Here is an 11,916-nt window from a genome sequence, read left to right on the forward strand (position 1 = left end):
AGGGTCAGGCACGGGTGGGGGCGGCGGCGGTGACCGGTGCGTTGAGGCGCAGCAGGGACGCCCGCCCCTCGCGCAGCCGCAGCTCGGTCAGGGCCCCGTTCTCCAGGGCCGGGAAGACGACGCGGTAGCGGGAGAGGGGAATGCCGAGCAGCGCGCACAGGGCGAGGCGCAGCAGGGTGGAGTGCGCCACGACGAGGACGCGGCCGCCGGGGAGGTCGCGCGCGGTTTCCGTCAGGCACGCGACGGCCCGGGCGGCGGCTGCCGCCGGATCCTCGCCGCCGGGCAGGTGGTGGGCCACGGGGTCGTCGAGGAAGGCGGCCAGTTCCGCGGGGAACGCCTCGGCCATTTCTGCGCGCGTCAGGCCCTCGCCCCGCCCGAAGCCGACCTCGGTCAGCCGCTCGTCCACCTGCACGGGCAGCTCCAGCGCGGCCGCGGCAGGGCGGGCGGTGAGCCGGGCCCGGGACAGCGGCGAGCACATCACGGCGTCCAGCCCCTGCCCGGCCGCCCAGGCGCCGAGCGCCTCGCCCTGCCGGCGCCCGCGTTCGGTGAGGGCCACGTCGCTGCGCCCCGCGTAGCGGTTCTCGGCGTGCCATTCGGTCTCGCCGTGGCGTACGAGGAGGAAGTCGGTCACTGCTCGGCCTTTCTGCGGGCGTGCGCCGCCACGGCCGGCTCCAGCCAGCCGCGGCGGGTCAGTTCGTCGACGAAGTCGAGGTAGCGGGGAAGGAGGCGGGCGGTGCGCGCCGGGTCGGGGTGCAGCTCGGTGCGCACCCGGACCATGGCGGCCGCCGCGTCCTCCAGCGTGGCGCCCGAGGCGGTCGCGGCGAGCACCGCCATGCCGGTGGCGCTCCCGGATTGCTCGGGCAGCCGGACGGCGCGGCCCAGGAGGTCGGCGCGCAGCTGCGACCAGTAGGGGTTGCGGGCGCCGCCGCCGGTGAGGGTGACGGGGCCGTCGACGGGGGCGCCGAGGTGGTCCAGGTAGTCGAAGCAGAGCCGTTCGACGCAGGCCACGCCGAGGAGGCAGGCGTGGAAGTGCTCGGCTTCCCCGGCGGGCCGGCCGAGGACGAAGGGGCTCGCTTCCGGGGCGCGGAAGGGGAAACGCTCCCCGCCGGCGCCGGTCAGTGGGTAGGCCACGGCCGTCGAACCGGAGGCTGCGGCCTGGCGGGTGAGGGCGTCGAGGTCGGCCCCGGGGAAGTGCCGGGCGATCACCCCGGCTCCGCTGCTGGAGGCCCCGCCGGGCAGCCACGTGCCGCCGGGGCCCCGGTGGCAGTAGACGACGCCCGCCGGGTCCCGCACCAGGCGGGTGCTCACGCCCTTGAGGACGAGGGTGGTGCCCAGGACGGAGTTCCAGGCGCCCGGTACGAGCGCCCCCGCGCCGATCTGCGCGGCGCAGCCGTCCGTCATCCCCGCGACGACCGGGGTGCCTGCGGGGATGGCGGTGGCGCGCGCCGCGTCGGCGCACACGGTGCCGAGGACGATGCCGGGGCGTACGACCTCGGGCAGCAGCTCGTACGGGACGCCCAGCGCAGACAGTTCCGCCTCCGGCCAGTGTTCCTCGACGAGGTCGTAGCCGGTCTTCAGGGCGTGGCTGGCGTCGGCGGCCGTCTGCCGTCCGGTCAGCCGCCAGGTGATCAGGTCCGCTTGGTGCAGCAGCCGGGCCCCGGTGGGCAGCGGCCCCCGGTCCAGAAGCCACAGGAGCTTGGGCAGGGCCCAGGACGGCTGCATGGAGCGGTAGCCGGATGCTTCCCACACCGCGGCGCCGGTGGTGTTGACGCGCTCGGTGTGGGCGTGGGCGCGCCCGTCGTCGTACATCAGGCCCGGGGTGAGCGGCGTGCCGTGGCTGTCGGCCAGCAGGATCGTTCCCGAGGTGGCGTCGACGGCCAGGCCGCGCACGCGTTCGGGGGCGATGCCGGCGAGGGCTTCGCGGCAGGCGTCGGCGAGGGCCGCCCACCACTGCCCGGGATCCTGTTCGTGGCGTACGCCGTCGCGCCGGCTGGTCAGCGGCCGGGAGGCAGCGCCGACCGTGCGGCCGGTGCCGTCCACGGCGACGGCCCGGGCGCTCTGGGTGCCGAGGTCGAGGCCGAGGTGGACGGCGTCCGGGTCGATGAGAGGGGACGGGGCGGGGGAGGGGGCGTGCTGCGGATGCTGGTGATCAGGCATGTGCGGCGTTTCCTACGGGTGCGGGCAGCGGCATCGGGGCCGGCACGTGCGCGGCTGTGGCGGCGGGCGACCAGCCGAGGGAGCGGGCGGCGTCGCGCCAGGTGAGGAACGAGGCGTGGAGCTCGTCGTAGAAGGCGCTCCGTTCCGGGTCGGGCTCCCAGCCGGCGCGCATCCGGACGTACTTCGCCGCCGCGTCGCGCATGCTGGGCTCCGCCCCGGTGAGCACCAGGCCGGTCAGGAACGCACCCTTGGCGCCGAGTTCGGTGTCGGTGCTGCGGGCCGTGGGCACCCCGGTGACGTCGGCGATCAGCCGGCACCAGGCGTCGCTGGCCGATCCGCCTCCGCACAGGCGCAGTTCGCGGACCTCGGTGCGGGAGGCGTGCAGGCAGTCGCGCACCACGAGGGACAGGCCCTCGAAGACGGCGCGGGCCAGGTGGGCGGGGGTGTGCTCCAGCGACAGGCCCCAGAAGGTGCCGCGGGCGCGCGGGTCGAGGAAGGGGGCGCGTTCCCCGGCGGGGGAGAGGTACGGCAGGAAGGCGAGCCCTCCGGCGCCCGGCCCGGTTCCGAAGGCCAGCTCACCGAGCGCGGCGGGTCCCTCGACGCCCAGGGTCCGGGCCGCCCAGTCCAGGACCTCCGTGCCCGACAAGGTGGGGAACGCGCGCAGGACGCGCTCGCGGCCCCCGTAGGCGATGTTGATCCCGCAGGGCTCGCCCGCGGTGTCGACGTGCCGGGTGACGATCTCGGTGCACAAGGTGGTGCCGAGGATGCCGCAGGCCTGGCCCGGGTCGACCACGCCGGTGCCGCGGGCGGTCGCGGCGATGTCGTAGGGGGCCATGACCACGGGCAGCCCGGCGGGCAGGCCCAGTTCGCCGGCCGTGCACGTGGTGATCTCGGCGATGCGCTCGTCCTCGCCCAGGACGCGCGGCAGGAGGCGGCGGGCCCGGGTGAGGCCGAACAGCTCCAGGATCCGCGGGTCGTAGTCACCGGTGGCGTGGTCGAGGAAGGGCGCGGACGCGTCGGACTCGTCGATCGCCGTGACGCCGGTGAGCTTGAGGAACAGCCAGCCGGCCGCCGTCAGGGCCGTCGCGGAGCGCTCCAGCCGCTCCGGGTCGTGCTCCGCGAGCCAGCTGATGATCGCATTGGGCATGCCGCCGCACGTGAGGGAGCCGTTGCGCCGGTACGCCTCCTCCAGGACGCCCTCGGCCTCCCAGCGCCGCAGCAGACCGCCGGCGCGGCCGTCGGACCACAGGACCGCGGGCCCGGTGGGGCGGCCCCGGTCGTCGACCAGCCAGCAGCCGTCGCCCTGCGCGGTGAGGCTCACGAGCCACACGGAGCCGGCGTCCGGGCCGAGCCGGGACAAGGCGCTGCGCACGGTGCGGACCACACCGTCCCACACCGCGTCCATGTCCTGCTCCGCCCGGCCGGGGCGGGGCCGCAGAACCTCGGTGGCGATGCGCGAGACCGCGATCTCCTGCCCCTGGTCGTCGAAGACGACCGACTTGATCACCGACGTGCCGACGTCGATGGTGAGAACCGACATGACTTCGAGTACCTGCCTCTTCGCAGTGGCCGCGTCACCAGGGACGACGGCCGGTTCGCGGACGTAGCGAAACCCGCCGCCGCGCAGGGCGTCAATCAGCCACGGGCCATTTCCCGCGCCTTGGGACGCACGTGATGTGAGGTCCTTGCCGGCACCGGTACGGGCGGGGCCGGGCCGGGACACGCCGTGTTAGGTTCATGTGAGATTCACATGACGGTGATGGCGACGGTGACGGTGGCGTGGCTCCCCGGTGCGGGGGGGGGGCAGCGGAGAGGAGCGGCGGCGTGACGCGCGCGGACGGTCAGGAGGAGCGGCGCCGGCAGCTGCGCGACCTGGTGACGGCCAAGGGCTTCGTCCGGACGTCCGCGCTGGCCGAGGAGTTCGGCGTCAGCGTGATGACCGTGCACCGCGACCTCGACGCGCTGCAGGCCCAGGGATGGCTGCGCAAGGTGCGCGGCGGCGCGAGCTGCCTGCCGTCGACGCAGTTCCACGGCAGCGTCGGCGAACGCATGACGTCGATGACGCGGACCAAGCAGCGGCTGGCGCGCGCCGCGGCCGACCTCCTGGCACCGGGCCGGGTCGTGATGATCGACGACTCCACGACGTGCCTGGGCCTGACCGGGGAGATGGCCGGCCGCACACCCCTGACCGTCATCACCAACGCGCTGCCGGTCGTCTCCACGCTGGCCGGGGAACCGGGGATCTCGCTGATCGCCCTCGGCGGTACCTACTTCCCGGCCTACGACGCCTTCATGGGCCTGCACGCCGCGCAGAGCGCGCAGGCGTACCGCGCCGACGTGCTGTTCATGTCGACGACCGCCGTCACCGGTGGCCGCTGCTACCACATGTCGCCGGAGACGGTGCAGGTCAAGCAGGCGATGATGGCGTCCGCGACCCGGCGCGTGCTGCTCGTCGACCACACCAAGTTCGCCAACCAGGGGCTGTACGCGCTGGCCCCCCTCACCGACTTCGACCTGGTCCTGGTGGACGACGCCGCCCCCGTCCCGGAGGTGCGGCGGCTGCGCGAGCAGGGCGTCGAGGTGCGCGTCGTAGCCGGTCGCTGACGCCGTCGTCCCCGGTCGCTCGCGCCGTCGTTCCCGGTCGCTGACGCCGGTGGGCGCGCGTGGGCTCGCTGACGCTGCCGCGGCCTGTCCACCGACACGGTCGAGGTCTGTGCGACCCATGTGAACTTCACGCACACTTCACGTTGCCGGAGCGAGCTCAAGGCTCCCGCCATCACCTTCCTGAACAGGGCCGACGCCCCGTCGCCGAACCCGCGTGACGCGCACCGGACGGCGATTTCACGCCACCGTCCGTACCTGCCGCGGGGGCTTTCCCCCGCCGCGTTGACGCCCGCACCGCCCCGTTTCATCGTGGCGCTTCGTCGTGGCGTACCGACGCACCCGCCTCCCGTGCTGCGCCGCGCCCCCTCCCGCTCCGCACAGCCCCCGGAAGGTGGTTGCCGTGACCGTTGTCATGGACCCTGCATCGTCGGCCGACCGCGCCCCCCGAAGACACTGGCTGGACCGTGCCGGCCTGCCCCGGTCCCTCGCCTGGGGCTACCTCGGCGTCCTCGTCTTCATGATCGGAGACGGCGTCGAGTCCGGCTACCTGTCGCCCTACCTGCTGGACGAGGGCCTGTCCAAGCAGCAGGTGGCACTGCTGTTCAGCGTCTACGGCGTGACCGCCAGCGTCGCCGCCTGGTTCTCCGGCGCGCTGTGCGACTTGTGGGGGCCGCGCCGCGTCATGACGCTCGGCCTCGGCATCTGGATCGTCCTCCAGACCGCCCTCCTGCTCTTCGCCCTCCCCACGACCGACTTTCCCCTCCTGCTGATCAGCTACGGCCTACGGGGCCTGGGCTACCCCCTCTTCGCCTACGGCTTCCTCATCTGGGTCACCGCCGTGACGCCCCGGCGGCGGCTCGGCTCCGCGGTCGGCTGGTTCTGGTTCGCCTTCACCGGCGGCCTGCCCACCCTCGGCTCCCTCGTCGCCAGCTTCGCCGTACCGCGCATCGGCGCCTACGGCACGCTCTGGCTCGCGCTGGGGCTGGTCGCCGCGGGCGGTGCCATCGCCCTGCTGCTCGTCCGCGAACCCACCGGCAGCCACCGCCTCGCCCCCGCCGGAGAACGCCCCCTCGCCACCCTCATCGGCTCGCTCGCCATCATCTGGCGCAGGCCCCGCATCGGGGCCGGAGCGGTCGTGCGGGCCATCAACACCGCGCCGCAGTTCGGCTTCCTCGTCTTCCTGCCGGTGTTCTTCACCGAGACGCTCGGCTTCACCCTGAGCGAGTGGCTGCGACTGCTCTCCGCGATGTTCGCCACCAACATCTTCTTCAACCTCATTTTCGGCGTGGTCGGCGACCGCATCGGCTGGCAGCGCACCGTCGCCTGGTGCGGCGGCGTCGGCTGCGCGGTGACCACCCTGCTGCTGCACTACGGGACGGTCGCGGCCGGCGACGACTTCCCCATGGCCGTGGTCCTGGTCAGCCTCTTCGGCGCCACGCTCGCCGGATACGTGCCGCTGTCCGCCCTGATGCCGTCACTGGCACCCGACCACAAGGGGCAGGCGATGTCGGCCCTGAACCTGGGCGCGGGCGCCAGCACCTTCCTCGGCCCCGCCATGGTGGGCCTCCTCCTCGGACCCCTGGGCGTCGAGGGACTCATGTGGGTCTTCACCGCCCTCTACCTCACCAGTGCCTTCCTGACGGCGTTCCTGCGCCTGCCGGTCCCGGCAGAAGGCGCGGACCGCTGAACCGGGCGGGCGAACGGCGCCGTGCCTGGGCGCCGTTCGCCCGCCCGCAGGATGTCCGGCGCCGGTCACCCGTCCCCTTACCCGGTCGGCGCCTGACAGGTGAGGTCCTTGTCCGGGAGCCTCCCCGTGGTCAGATAGGCGGTGGCACTTCGGTCCGCGCAGGAGCCGGTGCCGAAGACGCCGTGTCCCTCCCCGCCGGCGACGGTGACCATCCGGGAGCCGTGCAGAGCGCGGTGCATGCCCTGGCTGACGGCCAGGGGCGTCTGGGGATCCCACTCGTTCTGCAGGATCAGGGCACTGACCTTGTTGTTCACCGTTGTCGCGGGCTCGCTGCCCTGCTTCCAGAAGGCGCACGGCTTGATGTTGGACGCGAAATCGCCGTACAGCGGATACCGGGCCTTGTCGCGGATCGCGTCGCGGCGGTACTGCTCGGGGTCGTCCGGCCACGACGTGCGGGTGTCGGCGCATATGACGGCCCAGACGCTCGCGGCTGCATTGTCCGAGGGGATGTCATGGGTGGACGCTGGCGGAACGGGGCCCGGGTCCTGCCCGGGTGTGCCGGACGGCGCCGGCTTCTTGCCCTCGGCGGCCTGCTTCAGTTCGGCGACCTTTCGGGCGGCGTTCTGGACGCGGAAGAACATGGCACGCTCGGCGCGGATGTCGTCGCCGGTGAGGTTCTTCCCGTCGTGGCCGATGGGCTTGCGATCGGCTTGGGCGACCAGGTCCCAGAAGGTCTTGCGAACCTCGGCCGGGGTGTTTCCCAGTCCGTACGTCGTGTGTCGCCGGGCGGTCCATTCGCTCCAGCGCGTGAAGGCGGGTTCGGTCCCCTCCGCCATCCCCTGGAAGACGCCCCGTCCGAACCGCGCGGGGTCGGTTGCACTGTCCAGCACGAATCGGTCTGTTCGCTGGGGGAACATCTGCGTGTAGACGGCGCCGAGGTAGGTGCCGTAGGAGAACCCCAGGTAGGAGAGCTTCTCCTCGTCCAGCACGGCACGGATGACGTCCATGTCGCGAGCGGTGTTGCGGGTGGTGAGGTGCCGCAGCCTGTCACCCGCCTCGGCCCGGCACTTGTCGGCCACCGTACGGGCCCACTCCACATCCTTCGCGAACGTCTCGGCCTTGTACGGGCGCTCGAAGTTCTGTTCGTCGTCAGTCAGACCGCAGCTGACGGGAGAGCTCCGGCCGACGCCCCTCGGGTCGAACCCGATGACGTCGTACTGTCTCTTCACCTCCTCAGGGAGGTTCAAGTTCGGGTCGACGGGCATGTCCAGGCCCGGCCCGCCGGGGCCGCCGGGATTGAGCAGCAGAACGCCACGACGTTCCTTCGCGCTGCTTGCCTTCAGCCGGGATACCGCGATGTCGATCTCCTTGCCGCCGGGATCGCTGTAGTCCAGCGGCACCTTGAGAGTCGCGCACTGAAAGGCGGCGGGGCTCCCCGCGTCGCAGCGCTGCCACCGGGGCTTCTGCTGTGCGTACTGCCGCAGAGGGTCCTTCGCTGCGGAGGCCTCAGGCGCGGAAAATGCTGTTGCGGGTGTCAGCGCCGAAACGAAAGCTGTCGCGATGCCGACGCTCAGGAGAGGTGCTATTCGTCTGTTTCGCACGGTGGTGCTCATCCTTACGGGGGGAAATGGTGAAGGCGCCGTCCGCCCTGCTGCGTGCGGGCGGGCCGTCCTCCGGCCAACTGTTCAGGGCAAGATCCTGGCCTCCGGGGGCTCGGATGCACATCGCGGGAAGGCGGGAGAAAAGGCTCCCTCGATCGGGGGAGGACCCCCGGTGAGCTACCTGGTCATACTGGGCGGATTATGATCAAGAGTGTCCGGCCGCTGCTCCGCGGCTCCACGTATTCGGGTGCGCTGTTCGCCTATTGCGGCGCGTTGGCGAGCCTCCCACTGCTGCCTGTCGCAATGCTGCCGGCGCTGGCGTGGCCATCCGCTCCCTACGGAGTGCAGCTCGTTCTCATCCTGCTGCTCTGGGCGGCGCTGATCGGCGTGGCCGGGCTGGCCCGCCCCACGCGGCGGGTGCTGATCGCGTCCGCCCGCCGGCTGCTGAGGGTGCCGTTGCCGGATCCTGTGGCCGCACGTCAGCCCGCGAACTCACCCGAGATCGGGCCGAGCCCTGCCGCGCCGGCCCCCGCCGCTGACCGCTGGCGGACTCCCCTCTGGCTGCTGCTGCACGTGGCACTGGGGTGGACGGGTGCGCTGGTGAGCGGAATGCTGCTCCTCGCGGGTCTGACCCTCCCGCTCGGCGCCGAGGCGGGGCTGAGCCTGTTCGGTCGGTCGGTATGGGTGGTGGGTGGCTGGCAGAGCTGGGCTGTGGCGCTCGGATGTGTGCTGCTGGCGGCGGTTGTCTGCGTGGTGGTGGCGAACACTCTGCGGTGGTTGGCGCCGAGGCTGCTCGGGCCGTCGTCGGCCGAGCGGCTCGCGCTGGCGGCCGAGCGGGAGCTGGCCCTGGCCGAACGCAACCGACTGGCCCAGGAGTTGCACGACTCGATCGGGCACACGCTGACGGCGACCACGATCCAGGCGGCGGTCGCGGGCGAGGTGCTCTCCGCCGACCCGGTGGCGGCGCGGGCCGCCCTGCGCAGCATCGAGGAGTCGGCCCGGGCCGCGCTGGAGGACCTGGACTACGTGCTGGGCGTGCTGCGCGAGCAGGAGTCGGAGACCGCGCCCACCCGCACCTTGGCCGACCTGCCCGAGCTGCTGGACCGGTTGCGGCATGCGGGCGCGGTGGTGGAGCCGGAGCTGTCGGGCGAGCTGACGCAGGTGCAGGGGACGCTCTCCCGGGCGGCGTACCGGATTCTGCAGGAGGGCCTGACGAACGCGTTGCGGCACGGGGCGGGCGGTCCGATCGAGGTTCGCGTGGCGGCCGCGCCGGGCACGCTGGAGCTCAGTGTGGTCAACCGGACCGGGGCGGGGACGAGTCCGGGTACGGGTACGGGCCGGGGTGCCTTCCCGACGTCAGGGCACGGCCTGCCCGGGCTGGCCGAGCGCGTGCGGCTGCTGCACGGTGAGATCGAGGCCGGCCCGGTGGGGCCGCAGCACTGGCGGCTGGCGGTCCGGCTGCCGGTACGGTTGTCGGCATGATCGGCTCTGATGCGAGCACAGCCCTCGCAACCAGCCCTGACGCGCGCGGAGCCGTCATGACCGGCACCGGAACCGGCACTGGCACCTGCCCCGCCACCACCGGCCCTGCCGGCACCCCCGTCACACTCCTGATCGCGGACGACGACGAGGTGACCCGCAGCGGTCTGTGCACGTTGCTTGCCGCGCAGCCCGGGATCGCGGTGGTCGGGGAGGCCGGCGACGGCGTCGAAGCGGTCGAGCAGGTGCGGCGGCTGCGGCCGGACGTGGTCCTGATGGACGTACGGATGCCGCGTCGCAACGGGATCGAGGCCACCCGGCAGTTGCTGGCCGAGCCGACCATGGCCGAACCGCCGAAGGTCGTGGTGATCACCACCTTCGAGAACGACGACTACGTCACCGCCGCGCTCAGCGCGGGGGCCAGCGGGTTCGTACTCAAGCGGCTTCCGGTCCGGCAGATCGCGGAGGCGGTGCGGGTGGTGGCGGCCGGGGAGGCGATCCTCTTCCCGGCGGCACTGCGCCGGATGGTCACCCCCCGCCCGCTGGCCTCCGCCGAGGCGTTGCCGAAGGCGGCGCTGACGGGGCGCGAGGAGGAGGTGCTGCGGCTGATGGCCACCGGCATGTCCAACCCGGAGATCGCGGAGTCGCTCACGGTGAGCCTGGAGACGGCGAAGACGCACGTCGGGAACGTCCTGACCAAGCTCGGCGCGCAGAACCGGACCCACGCGGTGGTGATCGCGTACGAGTCCGGTCTGGTGGTACCCGGGGTCACCGGCTGAGGCGGTCGGCCGACGACTCCACCGAACTCGCGATCCGTGCCCACGACGGCCTGACCGTGGCCCTCGCGGAGGGGCGCGGGGCGGGCGAGGCCGGCGGGGGACAGGTGACGTCGGAAGCCTTCCGCTTTGGCGCGCCCCCAGCAATCGGTGCTGAAGCGCTGAGGGCGCGCCCGGAAGCCAGTGGCGTAGCCCTCAGATGTCCTGACCGCTGCCGCCCAGGGGGATCCAATACACGTGATAATAGCCCGACCCGTTGCCGACCTTGGGGGCGTAAATATTCACTGTTATGGTTTCTCCCTTATGTACTGGCGCCGTGGCTGAATTCTTTGCTGGGGCACCAGGCCGGTAATAGGCCTGCGGGATCGATACCGAGTACGAGGCGCCACCCGACACGCTGATGTCAGCTTCCCAGTAGGCGGTGTTCTCCTTGACGTTGGCGTCGGCCTCGGAGGTCAGGCTCTCGAGCCAGACGACCATGAATCCGTCGGTCGGTGCCGTGTAGGTCCACTGCTGGTTGCCTCCCAGATAGTCCCGCGCCTTCAAGTACGCCCCGTTGAAGAGGTCGACTGTTCCGGAAGCAGTGAACGCACCCTTGGCGTGAAGTGCCCCGTCCACCACAAGGGCCTGCTTCGCGTCGAGTTCGCCGTTCACCGTGAGTGCCTGCAGCCCGGCGGCGCCAGTCACAGCGATGCCACTGTCCACTGTGAGCGTGCCGTTCGAGGCCAGGATCTTGTCCACCGTGACGGTGTCCTTCGCGGTGATGCCCTTGACGGCCGTCAGCCCCTGAACGTCGGTGGAACCGGTCACCGTCGCATTGCCGTCCACCTCCAGCCCCGTGACCTTCGGGTTCTTCACCGTGACCGTGGTCGTTTGGTAGTGCGTGGTCTTGTCGGGGGTGATGTACGAGAGCTGGAAGGTCGTGTCGCGGTCGATCGTCGCGCTGTACTCGCGCTTGTCGGCGGGGTACGTGTTGCCGCCGTACGTGACCTTGTACTGGAGCGTCGTCGGGCCGTTCCACGTGAGGTGGACCGTGGTGCCGGCCTCGACCTCCAAGTTGTCCGCCGTGAAGTCGGAGACCGCCATGACCGGGATCTTCGGCGCCGGGAACTTGGTGAGCGCCAGCTTGGTGAAGCGCGGGCTGTCGGGCCACTTGTCCGTGCTCGTGGTGGCGACTTCGCGGATTTCGATCCGGGCCGTGCCGGGACGGGAGCTGATCTTCAGGTTCTCCAGCGTGATGGTGATGCCGGAGACGTCGACGGCCGAATCGGCCTTGTTCGGCTTGGCCACGAAGTGGGCGTAGTCACCCGGCGGCAGGATGGTCTGCGTGCCCGGCTCGATGCGCGTCACGGTCCAGTCCGGCGCCTGTCCGTCACCCGCGTCGGCCTCGACCAGGCTCTGGGCGAGATCGCCCTCCGGCAGGGAGAAGACGATTTCCCGGCAGTAGACGGTGTCGCCGCCGCCGTTGGAGACCACGAGGTGCAGGGCCGTGGCAGGGTCGTCGGTACCGGTCGCCGCGTACAGCGGGAACGGTTCGCTGATGATGGCGTAGTCCAGCAGAGGGGCGTCCGGCTCGCTCACGGAGTCGGCTCCTTTCGGGATGGGGTGCGGG

General features: G+C 72.0%; 9 protein-coding genes. 4 read left to right on the forward strand and 5 right to left on the reverse strand.

Translation table 11 applies throughout. The features are described from left to right. Window positions 1-4: 4 nt before the first annotated feature. Genes AS857_RS00560 through AS857_RS00570 form a run of 3 tightly spaced genes read right to left on the reverse strand, consistent with a single transcriptional unit; the run spans window position 5 to window position 3,697 of the window. Entirely contained in the window at window positions 5-631 is a 627-nt protein-coding gene (locus tag AS857_RS00560; protein ID WP_058041087.1) for a histidine phosphatase family protein, read from the reverse strand. Continuing rightward, a complete protein-coding gene (locus AS857_RS00565) occupies window positions 628-2,157 on the reverse strand; it encodes an FGGY-family carbohydrate kinase (RefSeq protein ID WP_079109952.1) in 1,530 nt (509 codons plus the stop codon). The genes AS857_RS00560 and AS857_RS00565 overlap by 4 nt, the downstream gene beginning before the upstream one ends. Continuing rightward, window positions 2,150-3,697 (reverse strand): FGGY-family carbohydrate kinase, encoded by a 1,548-nt coding sequence (locus AS857_RS00570; protein WP_058041088.1) that lies wholly within the window; start codon window positions 3,695-3,697, stop codon window positions 2,150-2,152. The genes AS857_RS00565 and AS857_RS00570 overlap by 8 nt, the downstream gene beginning before the upstream one ends. 284 nt (window positions 3,698-3,981) lie before the next feature. On the opposite strand from AS857_RS00570, the gene AS857_RS00575 reads away from it, so the two are divergent. Next, window positions 3,982-4,761, forward strand: coding sequence for a DeoR/GlpR family DNA-binding transcription regulator (locus AS857_RS00575; RefSeq protein ID WP_058041089.1), 780 nt, complete (start codon window positions 3,982-3,984; stop codon window positions 4,759-4,761). Between the two features lie 400 nt (window positions 4,762-5,161). Next, window positions 5,162-6,448 (forward strand): MFS transporter, encoded by a 1,287-nt coding sequence (locus AS857_RS00580; RefSeq protein WP_245699516.1) that lies wholly within the window; start codon window positions 5,162-5,164, stop codon window positions 6,446-6,448. A gap of 77 nt (window positions 6,449-6,525) precedes the next feature. Here the strand turns inward: AS857_RS00580 and AS857_RS00585 are convergent, their stop codons facing one another. After that, on the reverse strand, window positions 6,526-8,061 hold the full coding sequence (locus AS857_RS00585; protein WP_079109953.1) for an alpha/beta hydrolase: 1,536 nt from the start codon (window positions 8,059-8,061) through the stop codon (window positions 6,526-6,528). A gap of 189 nt (window positions 8,062-8,250) precedes the next feature. Here AS857_RS00585 and AS857_RS00590 point away from each other — a divergent pair, with 189 nt between their 5' ends. Continuing rightward, window positions 8,251-9,531 (forward strand): sensor histidine kinase, encoded by a 1,281-nt coding sequence (locus AS857_RS00590; RefSeq protein ID WP_058041092.1) that lies wholly within the window; start codon window positions 8,251-8,253, stop codon window positions 9,529-9,531. A 56-nt stretch (window positions 9,532-9,587) separates the two neighbouring features. Continuing rightward, window positions 9,588-10,307, forward strand: coding sequence for a response regulator transcription factor (locus AS857_RS00595; protein ID WP_058041093.1), 720 nt, complete (start codon window positions 9,588-9,590; stop codon window positions 10,305-10,307). Window positions 10,308-10,499: 192 nt separating this feature from the next. On the opposite strand, the gene AS857_RS00600 is transcribed toward AS857_RS00595, so the two are convergent. After that, window positions 10,500-11,885 carry a hypothetical protein gene (locus AS857_RS00600; protein WP_058041094.1) on the reverse strand — a complete coding sequence of 462 codons (1,386 nt, stop codon included), beginning with the start codon at window positions 11,883-11,885 and terminating at the stop codon, window positions 10,500-10,502. Window positions 11,886-11,916 lie beyond the last annotated feature (31 nt).

Source organism: Streptomyces roseifaciens (assembly GCF_001445655.1).
Classification (GTDB): Bacteria; Actinomycetota; Actinomycetes; order Streptomycetales; family Streptomycetaceae; genus Streptomyces; species Streptomyces aureoversilis.

What these genes read in the sequence shown, in the direction of transcription:
- AS857_RS00570 (WP_058041088.1), bottom strand. Translation starts at nt 3,697, where the DNA reads ATGTCGGTTCTCACCATCGACGTCGGCACGTCGGTGATCAAGTCGGTC.
- AS857_RS00565 (WP_079109952.1), bottom strand. Translation starts at nt 2,157, where the DNA reads ATGCCTGATCACCAGCATCCGCAGCACGCCCCCTCCCCCGCCCCGTCC.
- AS857_RS00585 (WP_079109953.1), bottom strand. Translation starts at nt 8,061, where the DNA reads ATGAGCACCACCGTGCGAAACAGACGAATAGCACCTCTCCTGAGCGTC.
- AS857_RS00595 (WP_058041093.1), top strand. Translation starts at nt 9,588, where the DNA reads ATGACCGGCACCGGAACCGGCACTGGCACCTGCCCCGCCACCACCGGC.
- AS857_RS00590 (WP_058041092.1), top strand. Translation starts at nt 8,251, where the DNA reads ATGATCAAGAGTGTCCGGCCGCTGCTCCGCGGCTCCACGTATTCGGGT.